The organism is Stieleria sp. JC731, from assembly GCF_020966635.1.
GTDB lineage: Bacteria > Planctomycetota > Planctomycetia > Pirellulales > Pirellulaceae > Stieleria.
In genome coordinates, this window is the sequence record NZ_JAJKFQ010000011.1 from 1,498,642 (window position 1) to 1,524,767 (window position 26,126).

A 26,126-nucleotide genomic window follows, 5' to 3' on the forward strand; every position below is an offset into this window, starting at 1 on the left:
ATTGTACTCGATCCACCATCCCAATATGGAACGAACTTGATACAACAAGGGCATGAATAATCCAAGCCAATCCGGCCAACCGCGACTGTCTGCTCAGCCCGAAATCGATCGTGATACGCTCGCGTCCGAATATTTTTCGTTGCTTCCCTACGAGCCCTATCCCGTTCAAGAGGAAGCGATGCTGGCCTATTTTGCCGGCGACCCGGGCCTTGGCGATCAAGGAGTCTTGATTTGTGCCCCTACCGGTACCGGCAAAACCATGATTGCCGAAGCGGCGGTGTATGAAGCGCTGCGGACGGGCAAGCGGATGTACTACACGACGCCGCTGATCGCATTGACCGATCAGAAAATGGACGAGTTGCAGGCCAGCGCGGTCCGATGGGGATTTCCCGCCGACAGCGTTGGCTTGGTCACAGGAAATCGCCGCGTCAACGGTGACGCTCCTGTTTTGGTGGTCGTCGCGGAAATCCTGTTGAATCGGTTGCTTAATCCCGAAGTGTTCGATTTTGGCGAGGTCACTTCGGTTGTCATGGACGAATTTCACTCCTTCAACGATCCGGAGCGTGGGATCGTCTGGGAGTTGACGTTGGCACTATTGCCAGCTCACGTTCGAACGATGCTGCTGAGCGCGACGGTTGGGAACGCGTATGAGTTTACATCCTGGCTTTCGCGTGCACATAATCGCCGATTGCAACTGGTGACCGGCGACGAACGCAAAGTACCGCTTCAATACGAATGGGTTGAAGACGAGATTCTGAACGACTTCGCCGAACGGATCGCTCGCGGTGATGACGTCGAACGTCGGACCCCGTCGTTGGTGTTTTGCTTCAGCCGTTCGCAGTGCTGGACCGTCGCGGAGATGTTAAAAGGCAAAAGCCTGATCGATAAAAGTCGACAAAGTGAACTTGCCGACTATCTAAATTCCGCGGATCTATCGACAGGTGCGGGACCAAAGTTAAAGCAGATCTTGATGCGCGGCGTCGGGGTTCACCATGCCGGGGTGATGCCACGCTATCGCCGTATGGTCGAAGAGTTATTCGAACGAAAGTTGTTGGCGATGTGCGTCTGTACCGAAACGTTAGCCGCTGGGATCAATTTGCCAGCCCGCAGCGTCGTGCTGCCTAGCCTGATGAAAGGTCCCAAAGACAAAAAACGGTTGGTCGACACCGCATCGGCGCAGCAGATCTTTGGCCGAGCCGGTCGCCCACAATATGACGATCGAGGCTATGTCTATGCGTTGGCTCATGAAGACGATGTCAAGCTTCACAAATGGCGTGAAAAGTTCGACTCGATTCCCGAAGACACCAAAGATCCCGGGTTGCTGAAGGCCAAGAAGCAGCTGAAAAAGAAAATGCCCAAACGGCGTGCCGGGGAAACTTATTGGACTGAGCAACAGTTTGTCTCGTTGCAACAAGCTAAATCAGCGGATCTAGTCAGTCGAGGGCATCTGCCATGGCGATTACTCGCGTACATGCTGGGCAAATCGCCTTCGATACAACCGCTGCGTGACTTGGTCGGTCGACGGCTGATGACGCCGAAGAAGACCGAAGAGGCTCAGCGCGGGCTCAATCAAATGCTCGTCACGCTTTGGCAAGCCGGATACGTCGTTCCGTCTCCGCTACCTGAAGTCAAAGGTGAATCGAATACGAAGCCTGGCGTCTCAAAAAAAACGCAGGCGGATTCCAAAAAGCAAGACGAGCTGCAGCCCGAGCCCACGGGCGGTTTGTTTGGTGACTTGCTAGACCAGATGCGTAGCGATGAACCGGCTGCGGAGTCTCCTGCTTCGGAAAACGCGGAACAGGTCGAAACCGACGAATCCGATGGTTCGAAAGAACAGGTGAGTGTTAAATCGTACGATCTGGAAAACTATCAACCAGTCGAAGCCAAGCCGACTGAGAAACTGGATCGATTGGTTCATCTGAGAAGTATCAATCCGATTTACGGCGTTTACATGGCGGATTTGATTGCCAGTGCGGATGACAATGAACGGATTGCAACCTTGGAAAGCGTTCTGGAGGTTCCCGGCACGGTTGCACGATACACACGGATGCCAAAACTTGAAGACATGCCGCCGGGCAAATTGGCAACCGAATACTTGGATGCCGAATTGCTAACGCGTGGTATCGCGACAGCAGAAGAGCTTGGTGCCAGTTCCGGCGAGGATGACGAAGAAATCCGCGATCGTGGCTTTGGCCGTGTGATGTTTGACGAACCCAAAGTCTGGCCATTAACGATTGGCGAGAAAGTTCATCGCTTGTTTCAAAATGACTTTCCGCGAATCGACAACGTTCGGATTCGTCCAGTTTGGATTGTCGGTGAATTGTTGAACTATGACTTGGATTTCAACAAATACATCACCACGAAGAAATTGCAAAAGGAAGAGGGCATCCTGCTGCGACACTGCTTGCGGATGATTCTGTTTCTAGACGAGATGGCAAATGTGCCGCCCGAATCGACAACGGTCGAGACCTGGGAAGACTGGATGGATGACTTGGCAGACAAGCTGACGATCGCATGTCAAAAAGCCGACCCACAGACGACGAATGAAATCCTGGCCGAGGACAACGGCGACGATGACTTGGTCGCCAGTGGACGCCGATGAATCGCAAAGGGGTCAGGCCTCTTTCTTTGCGTCCTGGGGTGGCTTGCGGATTCTAGGTCGGCTCCTGGGACGCATCGTCGACTCTAGGTTCATCCGTCGTGCGATCGATTCGCCCCAGCCTTAGTCACCCATCGGGGCACCTCGCTGAGCACACCGGCGCACCGCTTCTTATTCCTTTTCCGACAAAGCCTGATTCACTCGGGCAACCCATTTCGACGGTCGTGCAAGCGGCCAAGGTGATAGCCGTTTGGGCTCCGAGTCCTATTTGTTGTGCCATCTCCAAAGCGATCCCCAACGCCATAGCTCGGCACCGTCGACCAGGCCCGCTCGTAGCGCATTGCGTTCGACGCAGCGGCACACTACGTGAAAGTGAACATCATCCTGAATCGGAAAACTCTTGTAGCGTTGTTGGTAAACGTGGCCCGTTCCACCGGTGTGGTAGTGCGAGTGGTACCGCATCGTATGCGTACCGCCGACCCAGCCCATGAAGCGGCTCATCTCACCGTCGAACAACGGTCGGATCACCAAGTGATAGTGATTGGGCATCAGTTGATAGGCAAACAATTCAACTTGATGGATCTCCAGGGCCTCGCCGAGGATCCGCTCAAACGCAGCGTAGTCTTCATCCTTGTGGAAGATCTCGGCTCGGAGATTGCCACGGTTGAGAACATGGTAGAGACCACCAGCTTCATCGGCACGGGGAGCTCGAGGCATTGTCCGGGACCCTACGAAATCGCGTCAGCATCAAAAACGCAGACTGGCACAGCCGTTTTGACCACAAAAGAGGCCTGACCCCTTTTGTGCGCAGTTTCCATCATCCGGTGCGTTAATCAGTCAGACTTCAATGGCAAGAAATCGCTCCAAAGTTCATCTGCTAAAGTCAACGGCATCGGTTTATTCTTTGTGAAATACTGCTTGATTGCTGCATTTCGAATTGTGCATTGCCTGACGATTTTTCTTTCGTCGATGAGTAGCAGTACCAGGTGCGTTGGATCTTGAGGCCATTCCAAGCGTTCACCAGCTATGCAAACTCCACTGCTTGAAACCTCTGGTCGGTCACGCGAGATATCGTAAGGCTGATTACCACCTGATCGGCTAAGGTACGCGAAGCAGGCTTGTCCATCTCCTTCCTTTAGCCCGATTGAGCCTCCACTTGAAACAGCATTCTTGCGAGCGACTGACCAATGGTCGTGCCAGAAGCTCTTTGGATTCCAGTTCATTCTTGATGCGACAAGCAGAAGCATCGCGCATATTCCAACACAAAGAAACAATGACAGTAACGAAAAACGATAGGTCTTTCCCATTGTTCACTCAGCTCCACTAGATTCCGCATACTATAGGTCTATTCAAGGGGATCATCGTAATCAGGGTAGTTCGGTGCCCCCTTTACGGACTTGATCTTTACTAGCTCTGATTCGAACTCGATTTTGTCGGATGAGTTTACAACTCCAATTGAATGGCCCCCAAAAACCAGGCCACCTCACAGATCCAGTAGTGGACCGCAGAGTCGCCCCCCTTGAAAACCACCCATTCAACCGCACCTTTGCTATGCTCCAGGCTGCTACTCACTCAACCGAGGCTAGCGCCTTTTCGGCTCAGAAATCAATCCAAACTGAGCCGCATCGCGCTAGCGACGGTTAATAAAGCATCAACGGAAACACCGACAGGTTGCTACTCACTCAACCGAGGCTAGCGCCTTTTTGGTTCAGTAACCAATCCAAATTGAGCCGCATCGCGTTAGCGACGGTTGCAAAAGCATCAACGGGAACACCGACAGGCTGCTACTCGCTCAACCGAGGCTAGCGCCTTTTCGGCTCAGTAACCAATTCAAACTGAGCCGCATCGCGTTAGCGACGGTTGAAAAAGTATCAACGGGAACACCGACAGGTTGCTACTCACTCAACCGAGGCTAGCGCCTTTTCGGCTCAGTAACCAATTCAAACTGAGCCGCATCGCGCTAGCGACGGTTGAAAAAGTATCAACGGGAACACCGACAGGTTGCTACTCACTCAACCGAGGCTAGCGCCTTTTCGGCTCAGTAACCAATCCAAACTGAGCCGCATTGTATTGGCGACGGTTAATAAAGCATCAACCGGAACACCGACAGGCTGCTACTCGCACAACCGAGGCTAGCGCCTTTTCGGCTCAGAAATCAATCCAAACTGAGCCGCATCGCGTTAGCGACGGTTGAAAAAGCATCAACGGGAAGAGGCATAAAAGTGTTACTTCGCGGTGCGGCAGTGCCATTCGTACCTGACACCTTTGCTATGTACGTACACGTCACGTCAATCGAATCGATTAACGTGACGACGGTTCGGAAGTCGCTATGACGCTTCGGACGGATGCACGTAGGGCTTTCGATAGGGACGCTTTAGCTTTTCTGTCGCTTCGTCATCACCCACGACGGTGTGGGTTTCCGGATCAAATTCCAGGGTGCGGCCTTGCAAGCTCTGCGAAACGTTTGCCAGGATGCAAGAGGCACTCGAAATGTGACCCTGTTCAATATCCGCGACGGGCTTTGATCGATTGTCGATCGCTTGCAAAAAGTCTTTCATGTGTCCACGAATTGCCGAGGCAACATGAAGTTCAAGACTCCAATCACGTTGATCGGTTTTGTCGGTTGGGAATTTGTCCAACTCGATCACCGTCTTCCCGGTTAGCTTTTCCCCGCGACCATGTGGTGTGTATTCATATTTATTGACATCCAATTTCAAGGTGCCTTTGTCGCCGTAGATGATTCCCGCCCACGGCCACTCCGGATCCGGGGCGTGACCCCAGCTGCGGTGAATCCAGTTGACGTCCATCTCGTCAAATTCATAGCGGGCCGTTTGCGTGTCGGTAATGTTTGCTTTGGATTCCTTATCGACATAGATGCCGCCGTTGCTGCTGATCCGTTTTGGCCAGCCTAGTCCCAGTTGCCATCGGACCATGTCCAGCATGTGAACGCACATGTCGCCAACAATCCCGTTGCCGTACTCCATGAACGCTCGCCAACCGCGAGGGTGCACCAGTTCGTTGTAGGGACGCATCGGTGCGGGGCCGGTCCAAGCTTCGTAATCCAAGTTTGCTGGCGGCGCGGTGTCTGGCGGATTCTGGCGGGCTCGCATGTGGTAATAGCAGCAGATGTCGGCATAAGAAACGTTGCCTAGCAGTCCCGCGTCGACAACCTTTTGTTTCGCTTCAAGCAAGTGTGGTGTGCTGCGACGCTGGGTACCAACTTGAACCACGCGGCCGGTTTTACGTGCCGCATCAAGCATGGCTTTGCTTTCCAGGACATCACACCCCGTTGGTTTCTGGACCCAGACGTCAGCACCGGCGTTAACTGCCGCAATCATCGGTAACGCGTGCCAGTGGTCGGGCGTATCGACAAGAACAATGTCGAGGTCCTTTTCTGCCAGCATGTCCGTGTACGAAGCATACGTCCGTGGTCGCTTTTTAGACTTTTGACGACTGGCGATAAGGTCTGCACATTCATCGAGAAGTTTCGAATCGACATCGCAAAGCGAAACAACCTCCACCGGTTCCACATTCAAAAGCTGTAGAAGGTCACATTTGCCGTACCAACCACAGCCAATCAAACCGACTCGCCGTGGTTGACTGCGTTCGGCCGCATAGGCTTGGTTGGCGATCGATGCCGCGGTCGCAGCCATCGCGGTTCCGGCTAAAAACTTTCGACGGTCCATGATGAAAACCTATTGGTTAAATGAAGTGACGAGTGGATGGGGAATTGTGATGAGTCAACCTAATCTCGACAGGTCGTTAACGCTGCCGGTCCAACGTCGGACTACTGATCAAAAGCGATATCCATGACGACGCCACGTGGTCCGGCATTCAAAATTTGGCTGGGGCCGATCTCCGCACGCTTTTCCCAATCATCGTGGATATGTCCACAGACGACCAATTTCGGCTGTTTGGATTCGACACAGTCGCGGATCGATTGGCTTCCACGAACACGTTCGGTGCTGTCGGCATCAACGGTATTGATCGGTGGCGAGTGAACAACGAGCACTCCAGACTGAGGACAATCGGCAAGCAGTTCGCTTGCTTTTTCCTCATCGAAGTCATACGACCATGATCCAAACGGGGTGACCGGTATGCCGCCTCCCACACCCCAAAATGGGACGCCCAAACATTCGCACCCGGTGCCGTGCAGCACCGTTGCCGATGACCAAATTGCCGCCGCATCACGCAGTTCTTTGTAAGTTTCACCGTTGCCGGGAACCAACACGGAAGGCTTTTCGATATCCTTCAAAATCGAAAGCGTATCGGTCAAGCCGGCGTGTCGGTTTGCAAAGTCGCCTGCCCCGATGACGATGTCGACTTCTTCGGAAAGTTCAACCAAGTGTTTGGCGGCGTCGGTATTGCGATGCAAATCACTAAAACAAAGAAACTTCATAGGTACACAATCTCTCTCAGCGAAACCGTCTTGCGCCGTTCAGATTCTTTCGGCGGGGCGGTGATGTTGCGGGACAGTGATGTTTCGGGTCACTGGTGATGTGGAGCAGTGATGATATCGAAACCATGCATTTGTAGGTTTGTGGCTTATCAGATCGTTCTATTTGCCAATTGCGACAAGGTATTCTTGCCGTCGGCCGCCTTCGTTCACACCGGTGCGAAGATAGAGACGATTGCCAATCGCAACGGGTGATGCAAAGATCGAGTCGCCGGTTTTGATTTCGGCGATCATGTCAAATCGGTCTGGAATCGCAGAGATCACGAATACTTCGCCACGTTCGGTTGCAACGACCAAGTTACCGTCAGCCAGCAGAGGTGAGGCGCTGATGCCACCGCCGAATAGGCGTCGCTTCCACATCTCTTTGCCGTCCTGTGTTCGCCAGCAATAGCCCACTCCATTATCGGCAATCGCGAACACGTAGTTATTGATCGCCAGCAGCGATTGCTCGTAGCACTTAACACGATTGCTCCAAAGTTGCTGTGCCTTGCCGTCTGCTGACACGCACCATGTCCCCGAAACGGGATTGCCACCGCTGACCAAGACTCGGCGCCCGTCCCAAACGACGGTACCACAGATCGCTTCGGTGGTTGTCGATGCGCTCCACATCAGACGCCCGTCACGTGGATCATAACTAGATAACGTGTCGGCACCGGCAATCATCATCTGTGTTTGGCCCGCGATTTCTGTAATCGCGACGGATGCGAAATTTAAGTTTTCTGGGCGAGGGACTTTCCAAACTTGCTTGCCCGTTTCACGATCGAGTGCGTAGATGCCGCTGTCCTGGCCGTCGTACTCGGCAGCAATGATGACCAGCTCGTCAAACAAGATTGGGCTGGCTCCGTATCCGAACTGGAATAACGCCGGTTTGAAATCACAAACCTTTTTCTGCCAGATCTTGCGACCGTCGGGATGCAGTGCGGTGACGACGATCGCGTCGTCAGTGTGAAACGAAGCGAACAAGCGTTGCCCGTCGTAGGCCATCGTTGGCGAGGCGAGTGAGTTGTTTGGGTGGATACGATCGGGAAGCGTTCCCCGATGTAAAACGAATCGGTCGAGTAGCTGTCCGGATTGCGCGTCGACTTTGATAACCGACTGTGTGCCATCTGCATCATCTGCAGTTGTTAGGAAGATACCTGCAGGGGTCACAATTGGTGTGGAATGTCCACGTCCAGGGATTTTAGTTTTCCAAGCGATGTTCTCGCCTGTTTCTAAATTCCATTGCCTCGGCACATTGACATTGTCGGCGGCGTGGTTGTTCATTTCTTCGCCACGCCACTGCGGCCAGATGGACGCATCTTGTGCGTGGACAGTTTTTGGGGACGCCGTGTGGCAACAGGCGATCGCCAGCGAAGCGATCAGGCAGAAAGAAAATCGAAAGTGGTTGAGCACGTTATAATTAGCCTTGATTCAAGGTCAGTGATGAATCGGTATCGTCCAGCATTGGCAATGCAATTAAGACTCCCTGAGTATGACGCGAACACGTCCATTTTTCGAGACCGCGAAGCAGTTTGCTTATTGCCGTCGCGGGCGGGGTGATCGTTCAGCAGCGCATTGAGCCCGCGCGTCAGCAGCGAGCTCAGAAGTGCATTCAGCAGTGAGTTCAGCAGCGCGTGCTGTACGCGGGAGCTTACGCACATGTTACATTGTCGGCCAGTTGGTCCGTTTTCACTTACTTGGCGAAGTTACAGATGCGTGCAGGAATTGTCGGCGTCGGTTTCATGGGTTGGATTCACTATCTTGCCTATCAGCGAAGCCAGCAGGCAGAGCTCGTTGCATTTTGCAGTCGTGACGCTGCGAAACGCTCTGGTGATTGGCGAAATATTCAAGGTAACTTTGGCCCCCCCGGTGAGCAGATCGATGTTTCCGGAATGAATGTCTATGAATCGCTCGATCAGATGTTGAACGATGATACGATCGATTTGATTGATATTTGTCTGCCGCCGGCCTTGCACGCTGACGCTATCGAAAAGTCGATTGCCGCGGGAAAAAAGGTGCTTTGTGAAAAGCCGCTCTCGTTATCAGCTACGGATGCAAATCGCTTGGCTAGTCTCGGCAATCCCGGAGACGTTCTGGTCGCGCATGTGTTGCCATTCATGCCAGAGTTTGGATTACTGGTCGACGCAAAGGCCGATGGAAGATTTGGCAAGCCCATTGCAGGAAGGTTTAAACGTACGATTTCACCTCCCGATTGGATTCCCGACTTTTACCAGCTCGATTCGGTCGGCGGTCCACTGATCGACCTGCATGTTCATGATGCGCATCTGATTCGAGTCTTGTTCGGGATGCCTGAATCGGTCGAAACCGCTTGCCTGCGAAAGGACGACGTCGCGAAGCTTTATGAAACGGTATTTCGCTTTCCCGAGGGCTATCCTGTATCGGCGGGCGGCGGCGTGATCGATTCTCCCGCACGCGGCTTCACCCACGGCTATGAAGTCTCATTCGAAAAGGCGACGATCCAGTTCGAATTCGCCGCATACGCCGACGACACCACAGCAGTCATTCCGTTGGTCATCTTGCACCAAGACGGTACGGTCGAACGTCCTGAGCTAGGCGGTGGAGATCAGATCGACAGCTTTGTCAAAGAAATCGACGCGGCCGCAAAAGCAGTTGATACGGGCGAAGTGTCTCCGCTGCTGGACGGCAAGTTAGCTGCCGATGCGATTCAGATTTGCGAATGGCAGAATGAATAGCCGATTCAGGGGACAATTCGCTAGTGAAACGGAATCAAGGTCATGCCGGTAGCAACGTTATCGTTGAGAACCTGTTTCCAAGCTATCTGAAGATCCAGGATCGCGTGGTGCTTTGCGTGAGAACGGTGGATTCACCATCGAAAGGCCCAGCAGCAAAACGACATTCGCAGTGATAAGTTCGTATCGCGTTATAGGACTTGAACTGACCCAACTGTGCCACTGAATTCCCAGCAACAGCCCAGAGCCAAGCCCGACGACGAGCATTGAAGTCGTGTCGAAGTTGATTGACCGAAACATCGGATGAATCTCTTGAAGTGTTCGGTTTCCTACCAAAACGAGAGGATGGCAGGCTGATCGATTATCAGACAGTTGCCCGATTTGTTCTTCAGCGGCAAATCGATTCGCGGGGTTGGAGACTTGTGCCTGAAATCCGCTTGACCGTCTGAACAATGGGACCGACAAAGGTAGGGCGCCGATTTGGTCGCGTCTGGTGCTCGCAGAAGATTCTGATCAAAAGATTTTGAATCTGGATTGTGATTGCCAAAAGTACGAGAATCGAGGAAAGTGACGGTTGTGGAAAGCAACGGTTTGCGTCAGGCGGTAGTGACGTTAATGGTGTTTCCTTGGCTGCTATAATTGGCGAATCCCATTCGGTGACGAACCATCAATCGGATCCTTATCGAGAAGCGACGAATGCGGCGTTGCTAGGCCTGTTGGTCAATCTGGCTTTAGCAATTGTCAAGCTACTAGCGGGCATCGTCGGCAATTCGTTTGCGCTGCTTTCTGATGCCGCCAATTCGATTGGCGATGTTTTGACGTCCAGCGTCGTGTTGTTTGCACTTTGGTATGCACGCAAACCGCCGGATCCGGAACACCCTTACGGCCACACTCGGATCGAAGCAATCGCGGGTTCGAATGTTGCGGTGCTCATTCTTGTTTCGGCCATCTGGATCGGCTTTGAAGCGTTTCAGCGTATTTTCAGCGATCATTCGATACCACCGGCTTGGACGCTGTGGATCGCCGGATGCAACGTTCTAATCAAGGAAGTTTTGTATCGCTACAAGATTCGAATTGGCCGCCAAACCGGTTCCTTGGCGATCGTGGCCAATGCCTGGGATCATCGTAGCGATGCGCTTTGTTCGTTCGCCGTTTTGATCGGGCTTAGTCTCGTGAGATTCGGTAATGGCGCGATGATGTGGGCTGATGAGATTGCGGCGCTAGCCGTTGTCGCGGCAATCATTTGGAATGCGTTCGGTCTGCTGAGGCAAAGCACGCATGAATTGATGGACGCTCAGGCGGACGAAGGGACCGTCGCGGCGATACGAATTGTTGCCGAAGATGTCCATGGGGTCGAACACGTCGAAAAGCTTTTTGTCCGCAAGTCCGGTTTGGAGCTATTCGCAGACATCCATTTGCAAGTTGACCCAAGTCATACGGTCGAAGAGGGGCATCGGATCGGACACGATGCGAAAGCTGTGTTGTTGGAAGAGTTTCCGAATCTACGTGACGTGCTCGTTCACTTGGAACCGTTTGGCAATCGCTAACGAGCAGCGTCGGATGACTTTGTTACAGACATCATCGGTGGCTGCATAAAAAACGCCCGGCGGTAAACCGGGCGTTTGCATTTGATATTGTCTGGACCGACTGTCGTTACAGCGGCAGGCGTCCAGTTTGGATCTTTGGAAAAGTTCCGGTCAAGCCTTCCTTCATGAACGCGACGACGTCAGCTTCCTCTTGCGGCGTCAGATTCAATGGCTTCATTTTGTCGCTCAACCATTCGTTTTTGTGGCCGCCCTTGTTGTACCAAGCAACCACTTCTTCAAGTGTCTTTTGGCTTCCGTCGTGCATGTATGGGGCCGACATCGCAATGTTGCGAAGGGTTGGCGTTTTGAACGCTCCCTTGTCCTTCTCGACCTTGGTGATCTCATAGCGTCCCAAGTCTGGTTCGGCGACTTCCATTCCGACGCCTAGATTGTGGTATTGCTCGTCGGTAAAGTTGGCTCCCGCATGACACGCTGTGCAGTTGGCTTTACCAAAGAACAGTTTCATGCCGCGTTTCGCCGATTCGCTCATCGGATGTTTCGCAATCGCAGCTTTCAAAGCGTCGTATTGCTCTTTCAACTCAGGTTCTTCGTCCAAGTATTCCAGATCATCAGCAAAGACGGTTTCGAAGGTTTCGATGTCTTTTTGAAAATCGTAAGGCGTTGGACCCGTCACGATGGCACGTTCAAAGGCGGCAAGTGCACGACCGACGTTTTCGATCGAAATGCCATCTTTGAAGACCTTGTCGAATTGCAATTTGTAGACCGGATTTGCGGCAAGATCAGCAATGCAAGAATCGTGAGTATTGCCCATTTCAATCGGGTTAGCGATTGGCCCGATGGCTTGGTCTTCAAGCGTTGCGGCACGTCCATCCCAGAATTGTTCTTTACTGACAATTCGGTTGTAAGAAACCGGTGAATTGCGTCCGCCTTCTTGGCCTTGAACGCCGACACCAAATTGCGTCTGCGCACCATAGCCTTCGGCAGGATTGTGACACGACGCACAGGAGATGCTGTTGTCAGACGAAAGGCGTGGATCGAAATACAGCTGACGACCGAGTTCGACTTTCGCGCGAGTCATCGGATTGTCGCTTGGGATGAAGATATTTCCCTTTGCGGCATCGATGCCTTTGGGTAGATCGATCGAAAGCTCTTGGTGGACGGAATCGTTCGCCAACCATTCCGTCGCCTGTTCAACCGACAGAAGTCCTTCGCCTGGGATTCCGGACAAAAGCGATTCGTCTTCACCTAGCATGACGGTGTTGTCGCCATCTGCAGCCGAAACGTTCGTCATGGCTGAGGCAACAGACACGGTACCGATGGCGACGTAAATCGCTGAACGGACGAGCGAACGCTTGCTGGTCCGCTGATTGAAAAATCGACCAACAGAAGAACGTTTCTTTTTAGGCATTGCGAGATTGTCTTGCTGTGAAATTGGATGGGGACATAAGGTGGGCCGTCCGAGTCACGACATCGCCGAAGTGATCGACCGTCGATGAAGCGGACTCAGTGATCGTCAGATGCGGGATGAAGACCTGCGACCAATTGTCCAAACCCTTGGGCAACCGATCGGGCTCTTCACCGCCGAAGCAAACTCGATTCAAGAACTATTCTAAACCGTGAATTGCTGTGCGACTCAACTTTAGCGGAGCGGCAAAAACTGTTGTTCAGATTTTACAACCAGATCAGCGATTTTTCTGCCGGTAACGCTCAGCGGTAGTTCGCTTAGCTGATCTTGATTGACCCACTGCCATTGGTCAGGGGGGAATTGCCGTGTCTTTGATGTTTTATTGGAGTCCGATTTAACCGTTGCTGCGTGAACATGCAGTTGGATTCGGTATTTGGTCACCCCGTGGCGGATAGTCCTTAACCTGGGGCCAGGCAACACAGGTGTGCCAATTTGGTCCTCAAGCCACTGTGTTGCACAGTCGATGGTGGATGTTTCAACGTCAGTCGGTCTGGGGAAATCCCAAAGACCCGCCCATCGAGCATCATCGGGCAGCTTTCGCATGAGGTATTCACGCTGCGATGCTTGATCACGCGACAAGACCAACGCAAATTCGGTGCGGTCTTCATACTTGATCTTCTTGACCTTCCCTGGGATCTCTTGCTGCAATCCGAGCGCGGCGGTGCGACATTGATTTAAGATCGGGCAAGCGTCACAGTTTGGGTTCCTCGGTGTGCAGACCAAGGCGCCCAGTTCCATTGCCGCTTGATTGAAGGTGCCAAAGTTAGCGCGAGGCAGCATCTGTTCGGAGAAATGCCATAGCCACTTGTTGGCAAGCGTTTCCGTTGGCGAAGCTTTCAGGGCGGCCCAGCGGCTAAAAACCCGAACGGTGTTTCCTTCTAGGATCGGCATTTTCTGGTCGCATGCGATCGAAAGGATCGCCCCGGCGGTATAGCGTCCCACACCCGGCAGATCCAAAACCGCATTCGCATCGGTTGGGAATTCGCCGTTGTACTCCTGGACGATCTTCTTTGCTGCGGCGTGCATGGATCGAACACGCCGATAGTACCCGAGTCCTTCCCAGTGGCGCATCAGGTCCGCTTCATCTGCGTCTGCTAAGGCGGTGACGGTGGGATAACTTTCCATCCAGCGGTGGTAATAGGGCAACACCGTTGCAACTTGCGTTTGCTGCAACATGATCTCGCTGACCCAAACGCGGTAAGGAGTCGGCTCACTGCGCCACGGCAAGACACGTGCATTGACTTTGAACCACTTAGTCAATTGGCGGCGGATCGCACTACGCCATTTCGCATCGTCGCTGGCGTGATCGTAAGGGACCGCAGAAAAATCAGGTGGGCTCGATTGCCGTTTCGGTTGCTTGGGAGAGCTATTGCGTTTCAAGCTTCTTCAGGACTGCAGTTGTGGTAATGATTTGTCGATGGCGACGAATCTCGATTTCGATTTCATCGCCGGGGATATGCGTATTGATCTGTCGCTGCAGGTCATCAAAACGAGTGATCTTTGCATCGTCGATTCGGATGACGATATCGCCCGGCTGGATGCCTGCTTCTGCGGCTCCGCTACCTCGGATCACTTCGTTGACTTCGCAGTAATCTTCGTCCAAGCTTCTGCAAATCACACCAAGGAATCCGCCGCTTCGTGCGGTGATGACGACGCCAGGTAGTTCCGCCCGAAGCTCGTCGACCTGTTCCGGCTGCGTGCCGGTACCCATCAGGTGTAGCGCTTGGCGGATGTTGATCGAAGGGAATTTTTTTAGCAGCGACTCGCTCAACCGGACGTAGCGAATTTCAATCGCATCGATACGGTCTCGCTTTGACAGCACTTCAAGTGACGACGCTGTCAGTTCGCCTTCCATCAAGATCAGCGTCATATCGGATTGTAAACGGATCACCGAATCCAGGACCTCAGGACGGATCGCGTTACCTTCGATGATCGCGTACGGCGTGTTTTTAAGCCAGCGAATCCATGCCAGTTCACGGACACTGCCGTTCCAGTTGCTGTCGATCCGAATCAAATTCTGTGGACGACTTCGTGATCCCAAAGCGACCGTTTCGACGCCAACGATCACTCCGATTTTGGCCAGTTCTTCGCGAGCTTTTGCGTCACGACTTTCGGAGAATGATTTCAGAACCGACTTCGCGATCGTGGCTTTGGTTCCGAACCCTGACTTGGAGATTGATTCCAAAGTCGCGATCGCACCATCGCTTTGCCACGGAGGTTCGTCTTCGGCAATCAATGAGAGTATCTGGATGACCGTTTCTGTCGAATCGAGTTCACCTTCATCAAGGAGTTGCTTCAACGCCGGGATGGAATCGTATCCGCCTTCGACTAGCTTCTGCCGAGCGATTTTCCTTGTTCGATAGCGGTCGCTCTGAAGTTCCTTTGCCCACTGAGCAAGTGAACGCTTTTTGGGCTTGGGAAGCAGATCTCCGAAGCCGACAGATGAAGGCTTTATTTCCGGTTCGCCGGAAGGTTTCTCGTCCGATGTTGTTTGAGACGCAGAATCTTGAGCGTCACCGGTTGATTGGGCTTGCGCGCTCGAACAGCCCAAGAGCAATAGACAGCTCCAGAGCAATAGTCCGAGCACCAGGACAAATCGGCGATTGTCGATCACACGCAATTGATTTATCGCTGGAGTCATTCGCATGTGCCCTGGAAGAAGCAGTGTTAACGTCCTGTTGTTTCATCGTCGCCCTTCACTCCATGAAGGTAGCGTTCAGTACCGCTGGTCTTGTGGGGCCCACTGGTTTTGCGCAGTAGCAAGCGACTTTGTGAGAGATCCCATTGACATTCACCAGCAATGATTCCCTCTCGTGAACAGGATTTCTTCGGCAGCAGGGTTCCAAAATGTTCAGTCAGCGGTGTTCTATCAGCGGCGTTCTGTCAGTGCGGTCCATCGCCTTGGGTTCCAAACAACCGACCGTCGATTGTGTCGGCCGGTTGTTCTCTTGGAAGCAGGGTGGATCAACCGATTGACCAGCGTTCTTTGAACCACTCAACGCGGTCCGCACGTCGCGGGTTGTACTTGGTCGATGGATTGAATTTATGAGTCTTTAGGAATGACATGAAAGCCTTTCCGGGGACTTCGGCGTGCTGTGCAACCATGTCGACATGCTCGCTTTCAGGCTTCCAGTCGTACAAAACCTTGTTGTCCGACTCGAATTTTTCGTCGAGATATTCGATGTTTGACGAGCTGCTGACGACGAAGTCACAGTCTCGCTTGCATAGAAAATTCAGCAGTTTAGAAGCCAAAGCGCGGGTTTCTTCTAGATTTCCGTCGCAAGTCGCCGAGGCAATGTTCCAAATGGTGACAAAGCTGTGCTCATCCTGGTCTTCTGGCGAAATTTTGAAATCGATTTCTTCTTCGGCGGTCGCCATTTGCATTGGTTCCTTTCAGTGGAGTGTTTCAACAGGTCGATTTTAGCCGATTCTGTTTTTTTCTAACAGTGTCTCCCAGGGCGTGACCGGACGTGTCATCCAGGTCTCGATCATCTAGGCAAACGAATCAGCCATTTCGGCGGTTCAAAAAATTCATTTCGCTGAATTGTCTTGCCCGGAGTACACGTCATGACGCAATTGATGCTCTTCGATACCGACTCGCTGACCACCACCGCTGCCCCTCTTGCGACTCCTATTGTTCCCACCACGAAGGCTTCGGCCAAACGTCGTGCAGGTTCTTCATTGGCGGCAAGCCGTCGCTCACCAGCTCAGGCAACTCGCATTCGCCAAACTGAAAACGCCCAAGTTGCTGAAAACTCCCAAGTTATCGCAGAGACGAAGCCGATGATTTCGCCCAGCCAGACTCAGAACACCCAAAGCAGCAGCGGGCAGCCTGGCGACGAGAACATGCACCGTATGGGGGATTTGGCGCGTTTGGTTTTGCTTCGCTACCAGCTGGTTGCCAAGCGTCGCGAAGAGCTCTTGGCGCGATCAGCCCGTCGTGCGGCAGCACGAGGCGACAACTGCACACTCGCTCAGGCCCTCTAAACCCAGCTGACCAGCCAACCCAGCCGATCAGCCAGCATTGCTGGTGGAGTTCGCAATCGCTGCGGAAAGCTCATCAGTCCCCCACCATTGGCTGGGGATTTGTTTTCGAAGCCTGTTTTGAAGTCGCCTGCTTTGAAATTTGAGCCGAACGACGACGGAGCATCCACGCTGTCCAGAGTGCTCCAACCATAAAACCAATCAATCCCGCTAGCGCCAAAAGCATCGCCAAGGGAACGCTGACTTGAAACAGCAATGGCATCCGGACATCCACCGAGGCGGTATTGGCCAGCGAAAAAATCACCAGCACTAACACGCCTGAAATGATCAGACCCCAACGAATTCGCGCCCACATCCAACTGACCTAGCAAGAGAAGTCTGGAAAATTAAAGCCGCAATGCTAGCATCGGATATGCTTGCAATGGGTTTGTTCTTGTGTCTTTTTACAAACCATTCGCTTCTGGACGAATCGTAATGGCCGTCGAGCAAGATTTAATCGAACAACAATTGTTTTCCTTCATGGACGCGCCGCCTGTTCACGCGGTGGCGTTGAAGGGGCAAAACCGTTTACGCTCGAATGGGACCAGTCTAACCGCGATCGAAAATGGAGTTCGCAAACGCTCCCTGGCTGCGGGCCCCCCAACTGCGGAAGCTCGAAGAAACCGGTCTGACATCGCAGGCACCGGTACGAAAGCAGAGTTCGCCCCAGAACCAAACGCTGATCAACCTGATAGTGACAGCCCATCTGCCGGTTCTGGTACTGCTAAGCCTACGCGAGAGCAAGTTATTGATGCTTTGCGGTCCAAGGTTGGGTGTGTTAGCACGGCGCGAGTGAGCCATGCAGGTGTCTTTTCCACGGGCTGCCGACAAGTCGATCAGTGGTTACCCGGACAGGGTTTGCATCCGGCCAGTTTGACCGAATGGGTCGCCGCTCATGATAGCGCGGCTGCGGAATCGGTCGCGATGGTCGCCGCCGCACAACGTCTCGCCGAAATTCAGTCTCGGCCGTTAGTTATCGTTGACTGCGAAGGAACGTTTTATCCGCCAGCGGCGGTCGCATTGGGTGTCCCTGCTAACCGAGTCATTTTGCTGCGTCCAGGCGTTGGTAACGATGCGATTTGGGCAATCGATCAGGCACTGCGTTCGCGAGCGGTTGCTGCCGTGTTTGCTCGATTACCGATGCGGTTGGATGATCGCGATGGGCGTCGACTTCAGCTTGCGGCCGAAGAGGGGCAAACGCCAGGTTTGTTCATTCGAAACTTTCAGGCTCGGCACGCACCCAGTTTTGCCGAAACACAATTTTATGTTGCCGAGCGAAAACGTCCTGCGATCGCCAATGATCGCCAGGGCGCCAAACGTCTTTCGGAAACACACGATCAAGAAGTCATTTCGATAACGCTTGATCGTGTTCGTGGTGGTGTTAGCGGAAAGCACATTGAAGTGCGATTTGATGACACGGCTATTCTTCGTCCCGTTCCGTCCAGCGATCCACAGCGTCATGAAACGGCTGCTAAGCGTCTGGCTTCGCAACTGGCCAATCCAGCGATTGCGCAGCGAGTGGCGGCGAAGCGAAAGTCACGCGTCGCTTCTTGAGATCGATTCATCGAGCGATGCATCATTGGCGTCCGACGCCAAGTCATCGCTTGCGCAGCCAGTCATCCTTTGGAAGAACGATCCTCGCAGGGGACGAATCGTTGTCGATTGCTGCGATCGTTCGGCGCAGTTAGGCGTACGACCGGCAATCGCGATTGCTCAAGCGACCGAACTTGTTTACCGAGCAACAAAACACAACACTGCTGAAAACGCTTCGGCTGTAAAGCCAATCGAACCCATCGCTGTAGAACATGATCCGATCGCGGATCGTCTCGCCCTTGAAAAGATTGCCGACCAATTGCAAGTCGCTATCTCTCCGATGGTTGCCATCGAGTCTTTAGAAAAGCGACCTTGGTCGGGCCGAGTCCTATCGGAACCTGACACGCTGTTTTGTGACCTTCATGGGATCGTTCATCTCTTTGGAAATGAACAAGGCGTCATCAATGCCGTGCACCGAATCCTTCACTCCGCTGGAGTGATTGGAAAAGTTGCGATCGCCGACACGCCCGCATCGGCCTGGGCCCACGCACATTACAACCCCCAAGCGGATTTCATTTCGAACCAAGGCGTCGGTGACTTGTTATCGATACCGGTCAACGGTTTGCGCATCGAAACCGAAACGAAATACACCTTGGACCGTTTGGGAATTCAAACGATCGGTTCATTGCTGCGACTGCCACGTGCGGGATTGGCACGACGACTTGGGGAAACGATCGTCAATCGCATTGGCGAAGTCGTCGGTGAGATCGATGTTCCGATCGAAGTTCACCATGGCGATCAGCAGGTTGCTGAGTCTCTAGAACTTGAATACCCGACCGATGATTTAGAGATCATCGATGATCGCATTGAAGGGCTTGTTGAACAAATCGTCGCGAGGTTGGCGACAAACCAACGTGGGGCACTGCGGTTGGTCTGTCGACTTGACTTAGTCGGTCATTCGCAACTTACCACGACGATCGGTCTGTTTGCCCCCACACTGGATGGGAACCATCTTGCCAGCTTAGTGCAATCGAGTGTCGAAACATTGAAGGTGAAAGCACCGATTGTCAAGTTGACGTTGCAAGTGTTGCAAAGCGACCGGATGCGCAGTCGGCAAAACTCGCTGTTCACCGAAGCTGAATCATCCATCGCGTGTGACTCGGTCAGTGACCGCTCACTTGCCCAGCTAGTTGATTCCTTAACAGGACGTTTGGGACGCAATTCGGTGCTCGGGATCCGTATGGCGAACAACCCGCTTCCTGAAAAGGCTTATCGCGTTTACTCGCTAACTGATCACCGCACGCGTCGAGCGCTTTCACGTCTGCCTTCAAAGATTCGTCCGGCAAAAACTGGAAAGTCATTGCGTTTGCCGTCGGCGTCCGATACGAGGCGCCGGCCAATGCGATTGTTGCGAACACCAATTCAGCTAACATTGATTCGCGGCAATGAAGCATCGAATCAAAGCACACAAATGGATCGTCCTGTTTCAGCTAAGCTGCCGGCATTCCGAACGGATGGTCAAAACCACTACATCGCATATTGGTGGGGACCGGAGCGAATCGAAACCGGATGGTGGGAGGGGCCATCGGTTCGACGAGATTACTATCGCATCGAAACTGACACCGGACAGCTGTGGTGGATCTTTCGAGACATCACGTCTGGCAACTGGTTTTTGCATGGACGGTTCAGTTGAACAGATTCAGCGCTACACCATTGAATTTGATCCGTCGCTGTGGGTTGACCCTTAAGCAGGGCTGCCGATCGATTTTCTAAGGGAAAATCGACCTCTTTACTTCCGTCGAAAGTTTTCATCTTCGAGGGGTTCCGGGATTTTTCGATCTAGAGTCCTCAAGGAATGGTGTTCCCTGATGGGGGATCACCAGGAGTGGCTGACGTTTTCTGGGCGACGCCCCGACCAGTAATTGTGTACCGGCATTCCGGTTCACAGCTCGCAGCCAAGTTGTCACTTAATGGCTTTGCCACTTGTTGGCACAGTGAACTGATCAAACCACCGAGTGCGGTATCAAGACGGATGTCGTCGAGCCAGCATGGTCGTAGCGTTTGCCGGTCGCTGCAAATGTCACAGTTTTTTCCGGGGACCAGGAGTGCGAGTCTACACAGATCTACCACTTCAGTATCGTGTCGTTGCATTGTGCATCGCCGGACCAACATTAATGGTCGCGGCAATGCTGTATGTCTATAAAAGCGATTGCCACCAACGCGCATTAGAAAACACCATCGAAAAGGCTCGTGCGATCTGTCTTGAGACAGAAGCGTCAGAAGATCAACGTCGGATGGATTGGGACAACGGCGTGATCTCGCATGACGAATTTATCGCGCTAATCCGTGACGGACGAAAGGAGGAGGCCCTGCCTTTGCTTCCTGTGATCGCGGCACAACACGCGGCGATGAGTCGTTCGTCTGAAGGTGGTTACGAGTTCCGTGTGCCGGTTGATAAGGCTCGCAATCCAATTCATGTCCCAACGGAAATGGAGCTTGCTGCACTGAACGAGATCCGGCGATTGGATCTTAGCGAGCACACATACGTTGATACAGCGAATAATCGGGTGCATTACTTTCGACCAATTCGTGTGTCGCAAAGTTGTTTGCAATGTCACGGTGACCCTAAGACCTCCGAGACGATATGGGAGACTGCGGGTGAACCCGCATTGCCTGGCAAGGCGATGACGAACTGGAAGGATGGCGACATCGAGGGGGCTTTTGAGGTGATCCAGTCACTCGATAAAGCCGATGCGGCGGTGACGAGGCAAATGGCCAAAGTTGGCGGTGTGGCAATCATCGGACTGCTTTTAACCGCCGCCGCGACATGGCTCGCACTCAAACGTACTGTGACATCACGGTTATATCGTTCGGCTCATTCGATCGAGAAAGCGACACATTCGCTCCGCCGTCTGAGCGATCGGTTGGAAGAGTCTGCAAAATCAACTTCGTTTGATTCGACATCGATGACCGCGTCAGTCGCAGAAATCTCCTCGAGTGTGAGCGCCTTGGCTTCGGCTTCTGAGCAAATGTCGACGAGTATTGCGGATATCTCGGAGAACATGAATCGAGCGGCGGCAGTGGCGGTCCAGGCTGTACAAGAGTCGAACGATACAAACAAGGCGATCGAACACCTCACAGAAAGCAATCGAAAGATCGAGAGCGTTATTTCGATCATCAACGGTTTGGCTGAACAAACAAACTTGCTCGCCTTGAACGCTACGATCGAGGCTGCAAGAGCAGGTGAAGCTGGCAAAGGGTTTGCCGTTGTTGCGAACGAAGTGAAAGACTTAGCGAACGAAACCAGCAAAGCGACCAAAAGTATCACCGAAGCGATCAGCGAGATTCACTCCGATAGCACCGTTGTTACCGACTCGGTTCGTAGGATTCAAGGAATCATCGCGAGGATGTCCGAATCACAGCAGTCCATCGCATCTGCAGTTGATGAGCAAACGGCGACAACATTGGAGATCAGCCGAAGCATTGGCGAAGTCGCCGCGGCGGGTGACAACCTAACCGCACAAGTTGCCAGTGTCGCGAGCAACACTCAAACCAATGTCGTTCAGATCAAAAGCAGTCGCGACGCCGTTGTCGGAATAGAAGAAATGGTTCATGAGCTACGCGAAATCATCGACGGTGCTAGCCATGTCCATCATGTCGTTAGCATCGATGACTGATAGCCTACTGGTTTGAAAATGTTGTCTTTCAATGCGTGGAAGTAGCGTGATGTTCCGCTGGTTTCGCGGAGTAGAAGGCGACATTGTGAGAAACAGCATCTCAATAACAACAGATCTTCAATTGATATCGAGTCGGTCGTGAAATCAACTTTGATCGACCTAGTCGCTTTTGACTTGTGTTTTGGAAATTGCCCTCATCGGTGATAGGCCAAGGACAAGTTTTACAGGCAAGTGTGAAACGTTCGGTTCGTTTGTCGCACGACATTCAACCAAACTTTGTTTGCTTCAAATTTACTGACACTATCCTCAAGAACGATAATGCCCGGGGGGGACTGATCGTGATCTTGCAATCCGTTTTACTTGACTTGGCGTGGATTCACCGTAGTGTGAATCATGTAGAGATTAACAACGCGACAACGAATCGCGTCCCCACATTACTCCCTTTGTGTGAGCATCTAGAGGCCTTTACCCGCAAGCCGTACGGCTTCGATGGAACTGAATCGGAACTCTAGACTTGCCTCGTCAAACGAGGCTGAATTTGTACTCACATTTTCTTTTGACCCCTGCTGGGTTCATCGGGAGAACAGCATGACTTCTGCAACTGCACTGACAGACCGCACGTTTAAATCATCCACCGCAAAAGCAGTCGAAAAACTAGAACAAGCCAACGGCTTTCAGACCCCACGCGTTCTGTGTATCGATGACGATCCAGACGTTTCGCGGTCCATCCAATTGCGTCTAGGACGATATGGATTGGATGTCAGCGCCGCCTACTTTGGTACCCAGGGATTTTGGGAAGCGACCACGAACCATCCTGACTTGATCATCATGGATCTCGCTATGCCCAACGGTAATGGCGAATTCGTCTTGTCGTCGATTCGTGCCAATACACATACGCAACAGATCCCCATCATTGTGCTGACAGGGATGCGTGATCCGAAGCTAAAGAAGCAGATCCTCAGCGCCGGTGCTGATGAGTTTCTTACCAAACCGGTCGAGTTTTGTGAGCTGTTGGAAGTGATTTCACGCTACGTCAAGGTGCCAGAGATTCCACCGGATGAGCAATCGACGTTCGAGAAACGCCGTCGTCGTATGCGAAGGAGGTCACGATGAAAGTCCTATTGATCGAAGATAACCCAGGCGATGCCGAACTGATTCGGCGAGCGCTCCGTTCTTCACACATCCAATTTGACTTTCACGCCGAGTCTCGGTTGGAACCCGCACTGTCACGTCCGGACCTAGAAAGCTTCGACATTATCCTGACTGACCTGACGCTGCCCGATAGTGACGGATTGTCTAGTGTCGAGAGGGTCATCGAATGTGTCCCCACCGCGCCGGTCGTTGTGCTAACGTCATTGCCAAACGATGAAGTCGCGATCGAAGCGATTCGTCGCGGGGCACAAGACTATATCGTAAAAGACCACGCAAACGAGTACACGCTTAGCCGTAGCATTCGACATTCGATCGAACGGCAATCCATGTGTACCGAAAACGAGCGGTTACTTGCAGACCTAGAAGAAAGCAAAGAGCTCTTAGAAAAAAAGAACGCAAAACTTCAAGAGCTTTGTGAAGCAGCCCAGCAGTCGATCGACAATATTTCGCATGAGTTCCGTACACCACTGACGGTTATCATCGAATACGCTTCGATCATCAGCGAAGGAATCGTTGGTGATGTCAATGATGAACAACGACGCTTTCTGGATGTAATCGCTGATCGTGGAAACGATTTGAACAACATGGTCAATGACATGTTGGACGTCAGCCGACTCGAGTCCGGTGTGATGGGGATCTCTCGCGAAGAACATAGTGTCGAGGAAATCCTTGACCATGTCGAAGGGTCTCTGATGCGCAAGGCACAGGTCCGCCAGATTGAATTGACCACGAATATCGAAACAGGCCTGCCCCACGTCTATTGCGATGCCGAAAAGATCGGTCGAGTCATTATCAACTTGACGATCAATGCGCTCAAGTTTGCGAGTGAACGCGGCAAAGTTTCAATCGATGTCCGTCGTGTGTCGGACGACGAGATTGAATTCGCCGTGTCCGACAATGGTCATGGTATTCCCGCAGACAAGCTGGAAGAGATTTTTGAACGGTTTTCTCAACTGGGTTCTGGTCCGATCTATCACAGCACCAAAGGATTTGGCCTCGGACTGAATATCGCTCAGAACTTGGTGAATTTGAACTTCGGTTCGATGACTGTTGATAGCGAAGTCAACAAGGGAAGCACGTTCAGGTTCACCGTTCCAATCGCGAGCCCACAGGGAATTGTTAAACGCTATTTGCAATGGCTGAAAGTGCAGCAAGACATCTGTGACATGTTAAGCGTCATCCATGTCAGTTGCGATTCGGTTGAGGAGTCGGATGAAATCGATTCGTTTCTGCGGTACCTGGTACGGCCGTACGACTTTGTGAGCCGAACGCGGTCGGATGGATGGACATTGCTTGTCAATGCGCCTCGGTTTGAGCTCGAAACGGTTCAGAAACGGATCGAGAATGAACACGAATTTCTCAGCCGGAATCGGCCTCAAGGCCCACTTTCGAAGATTCATGTCGAATTGGATCGGTCTTGGATGATCGACGATGCGATCGATCATCTCGTCGATTTGGTCGAGCCTGTTGAACCGGAGGCCTGTTATGTCTGATCAACTAATTCTGATCGTTGATGATGAAGAACAAATTGTCAGCAGCGTACAGCTCCGGTTGAAGGCACATGGATATGAAACTGTCACGGCCCACAACGGAATCGAAGGAGTGGAGAAGGCAAAAGAACATCGTCCCGATGTGATCTTGATGGATGTCCGCATGCCGCAAATGGACGGGATGCAGGCGCTACGACTGTTGAAAGACACCGAGGCGACCGCAGGCATCCCTGTGATCATGTTGTCGGCAAGTGTGGCCGATCAGCGGACGACGATTGATGCCGGAGCAAGGTTTTTCGTACCGAAACCCTTCCAATTCAAGAAGCTTCATGATGCCGTCAAGGCGATTGTGAATTGATGTTACAGCAGGAAACCGAGTCTCTTTTCAAGAGTCTGACAACGATGAAACCTAAAACAATTCTCTTCGCCGATGACGATCCCGATTTGCTTCGGCTGCTCGTCGCGAAATGCAAAGCGATCAGCCCTCATCTAGAAGTTGTTTACGCCCGAAACGCGATGACGGCGCTAACGACGACCAACGTGCTACGTCCGGATTTGGTCTGTATTGATGTAAACATGCCTCGTGGCAACGGAATGGCGGTCTGTGAAATGATCGCCGCACACGCGGATCTCAATTCCATCCCCATTGTTGTGCTTACCGGCATGCAAGACGATGACACTCGAAAACGATGTCAGCAGATCTCTGCCCACTACGTCTCCAAGTCGGGAGCAGTTTGGCACCAGTTGGAACCGATTATTCGGTCAATTCTTCCATCGGAAACGGCTCCAGAGCCCGAGATTGAATCGGAATTGGAAATCGATTCTGTCGAAACCGAAATGTCAGTGGAAGACTTTCTCAACGCTCTCGATGCTCCGCTTAGTGCGCCAGTTGAATCAATTGAGGAAGCGGTCACCGGCAGCAATCCGACTGTTCTGGTGATCGATGATGACCCAGCATGGGGTGGATTGATCAAGCGTCGGTTGGAATCCAAGGGCATTGACGTTCTGCATTCAGTCGAAGGACTGGGAGGATTTCGCCAGGCTGTACAGAACGATGTGATCGGCATCATCCTGGACTATGAAATGGATGACGTCCAAGGAGACTACGTTCTTGGAAGGCTAAAGGACAATCCGATCACCAAGGACATTCCAGTGATCGTTGTCACAGGCCAAGCCAACAACGCTCTGAAACGCAAGGTGTTAAACATCGGCGCTTCAAGTTTTCTGAATAAGCCTTGCACGTGGGATCGTTTGTGGGCCGAATTGCAACGCCGCACCGCGTTGCCTGTCTAGGACCCTTTGGATTCCACAAACGCTGGACGCGCCACCCTCGCACGGGCGGGCACGGGGATCAAGGTCGGGTTTCACCGTCCTTGATCGGCGACCCGATCAACGGTCGATCGTCTATTTGATTAGGGGCAAATCGACGAAAGACTACAGCTAGTTAGGTTGTCGAAGACGAGCCAGGCCATGTATCACCAATGCATGGTACTG

21 protein-coding genes are annotated in these 26,126 nt (G+C 52.5%); 11 read left to right on the forward strand and 10 right to left on the reverse strand.

Going from position 1 to position 26,126, the window contains the following annotated elements; all coding sequences use genetic code 11:
• Positions 1-52: 52 nt before the first annotated feature.
• A complete protein-coding gene (locus LOC67_RS22230) occupies positions 53-2,602 on the forward strand; it encodes a DEAD/DEAH box helicase (protein ID WP_230265012.1) in 2,550 nt (849 codons plus the stop codon).
• A 261-nt stretch (positions 2,603-2,863) separates the two neighbouring features.
• Here the strand turns inward: LOC67_RS22230 and LOC67_RS27665 are convergent, their stop codons facing one another.
• From LOC67_RS27665 to LOC67_RS22255, 5 genes are all read right to left on the reverse strand, one after another.
• Positions 2,864-3,316 (reverse strand): transposase, encoded by a 453-nt coding sequence (locus tag LOC67_RS27665; protein WP_315861077.1) that lies wholly within the window; start codon positions 3,314-3,316, stop codon positions 2,864-2,866.
• Between the two features lie 116 nt (positions 3,317-3,432).
• Complete coding sequence (locus LOC67_RS22240) at positions 3,433-3,846, reverse strand: hypothetical protein (protein ID WP_230265013.1); 414 nt, start codon at positions 3,844-3,846, stop codon at positions 3,433-3,435.
• Positions 3,847-4,926: 1,080 nt separating this feature from the next.
• Positions 4,927-6,285 (reverse strand): Gfo/Idh/MocA family protein, encoded by a 1,359-nt coding sequence (locus LOC67_RS22245; protein WP_230265014.1) that lies wholly within the window; start codon positions 6,283-6,285, stop codon positions 4,927-4,929.
• Between the two features lie 101 nt (positions 6,286-6,386).
• On the reverse strand, positions 6,387-6,998 hold the full coding sequence (locus LOC67_RS22250; RefSeq protein WP_230265015.1) for a metallophosphoesterase: 612 nt from the start codon (positions 6,996-6,998) through the stop codon (positions 6,387-6,389).
• A 159-nt stretch (positions 6,999-7,157) separates the two neighbouring features.
• The gene (locus LOC67_RS22255) at positions 7,158-8,318 is read right to left on the reverse strand and encodes a PQQ-binding-like beta-propeller repeat protein (RefSeq protein WP_230265016.1); all 1,161 of its coding nucleotides are present in this window, start codon (positions 8,316-8,318) and stop codon (positions 7,158-7,160) included.
• 428 nt (positions 8,319-8,746) lie between these two features.
• Here LOC67_RS22255 and LOC67_RS22260 point away from each other — a divergent pair, with 428 nt between their 5' ends.
• A complete protein-coding gene (locus LOC67_RS22260) occupies positions 8,747-9,748 on the forward strand; it encodes a Gfo/Idh/MocA family protein (RefSeq protein ID WP_230265017.1) in 1,002 nt (333 codons plus the stop codon).
• A gap of 533 nt (positions 9,749-10,281) precedes the next feature.
• Complete coding sequence (locus tag LOC67_RS22265) at positions 10,282-11,292, forward strand: cation diffusion facilitator family transporter (RefSeq protein ID WP_230265018.1); 1,011 nt, start codon at positions 10,282-10,284, stop codon at positions 11,290-11,292.
• A gap of 106 nt (positions 11,293-11,398) precedes the next feature.
• Here LOC67_RS22265 and LOC67_RS22270 read toward each other — a convergent pair whose 3' ends face one another.
• The 4 genes from LOC67_RS22270 to LOC67_RS22285 form a co-directional block, all read right to left on the reverse strand.
• Positions 11,399-12,583, reverse strand: coding sequence for a cytochrome-c peroxidase (locus tag LOC67_RS22270; protein ID WP_410001168.1), 1,185 nt, complete (start codon positions 12,581-12,583; stop codon positions 11,399-11,401).
• A 348-nt stretch (positions 12,584-12,931) separates the two neighbouring features.
• A complete protein-coding gene (gene mutY / locus LOC67_RS22275; RefSeq protein ID WP_230265020.1) occupies positions 12,932-14,137 on the reverse strand; it encodes an A/G-specific adenine glycosylase in 1,206 nt (401 codons plus the stop codon).
• A complete protein-coding gene (locus tag LOC67_RS22280; protein WP_230265021.1) occupies positions 14,124-15,398 on the reverse strand; it encodes a PDZ domain-containing protein in 1,275 nt (424 codons plus the stop codon). Before LOC67_RS22280 ends, mutY begins: the two co-directional genes overlap by 14 nt.
• A 323-nt stretch (positions 15,399-15,721) precedes the next feature.
• Positions 15,722-16,135, reverse strand: coding sequence for a hypothetical protein (locus tag LOC67_RS22285; RefSeq protein WP_230265022.1), 414 nt, complete (start codon positions 16,133-16,135; stop codon positions 15,722-15,724).
• A 189-nt stretch (positions 16,136-16,324) separates the two neighbouring features.
• On the opposite strand from LOC67_RS22285, the gene LOC67_RS22290 reads away from it, so the two are divergent.
• Entirely contained in the window at positions 16,325-16,744 is a 420-nt protein-coding gene (locus LOC67_RS22290; protein WP_230265023.1) for a hypothetical protein, read from the forward strand.
• Positions 16,745-16,817: 73 nt separating this feature from the next.
• On the opposite strand, the gene LOC67_RS27795 is transcribed toward LOC67_RS22290, so the two are convergent.
• Positions 16,818-17,096, reverse strand: coding sequence for a lipopolysaccharide assembly protein LapA domain-containing protein (locus tag LOC67_RS27795; protein ID WP_410001166.1), 279 nt, complete (start codon positions 17,094-17,096; stop codon positions 16,818-16,820).
• Positions 17,097-17,215: 119 nt separating this feature from the next.
• Between LOC67_RS27795 and LOC67_RS22295 the strand changes: the two genes are divergently transcribed.
• The 7 genes from LOC67_RS22295 (at position 17,216) to LOC67_RS22325 (ending at position 25,925) form a co-directional block, all read left to right on the forward strand.
• Positions 17,216-18,334, forward strand: a complete 1,119-nt coding sequence (locus tag LOC67_RS22295; RefSeq protein WP_230265024.1) for an ImuA family protein — start codon at positions 17,216-17,218, stop codon at positions 18,332-18,334.
• Positions 18,240-20,006 (forward strand): Y-family DNA polymerase, encoded by a 1,767-nt coding sequence (locus tag LOC67_RS22300; protein ID WP_230265025.1) that lies wholly within the window; start codon positions 18,240-18,242, stop codon positions 20,004-20,006. The genes LOC67_RS22295 and LOC67_RS22300 overlap by 95 nt, the downstream gene beginning before the upstream one ends.
• 412 nt (positions 20,007-20,418) lie before the next feature.
• Positions 20,419-21,990 (forward strand): methyl-accepting chemotaxis protein, encoded by a 1,572-nt coding sequence (locus tag LOC67_RS22305; protein ID WP_230265026.1) that lies wholly within the window; start codon positions 20,419-20,421, stop codon positions 21,988-21,990.
• A 588-nt stretch (positions 21,991-22,578) separates the two neighbouring features.
• Positions 22,579-23,103, forward strand: coding sequence for a response regulator (locus LOC67_RS22310; RefSeq protein WP_230265027.1), 525 nt, complete (start codon positions 22,579-22,581; stop codon positions 23,101-23,103).
• Positions 23,100-24,635 carry a hybrid sensor histidine kinase/response regulator gene (locus tag LOC67_RS22315; RefSeq protein ID WP_230265028.1) on the forward strand — a complete coding sequence of 512 codons (1,536 nt, stop codon included), beginning with the start codon at positions 23,100-23,102 and terminating at the stop codon, positions 24,633-24,635. The genes LOC67_RS22310 and LOC67_RS22315 overlap by 4 nt, the downstream gene beginning before the upstream one ends.
• On the forward strand, positions 24,628-24,990 hold the full coding sequence (locus tag LOC67_RS22320) for a response regulator (RefSeq protein ID WP_230265029.1): 363 nt from the start codon (positions 24,628-24,630) through the stop codon (positions 24,988-24,990). Before LOC67_RS22315 ends, LOC67_RS22320 begins: the two co-directional genes overlap by 8 nt.
• Positions 24,990-25,925 (forward strand): PleD family two-component system response regulator, encoded by a 936-nt coding sequence (locus LOC67_RS22325; protein ID WP_230265030.1) that lies wholly within the window; start codon positions 24,990-24,992, stop codon positions 25,923-25,925. Before LOC67_RS22320 ends, LOC67_RS22325 begins: the two co-directional genes overlap by 1 nt.
• The last annotated feature ends 201 nt before the right edge of the window (positions 25,926-26,126 follow it).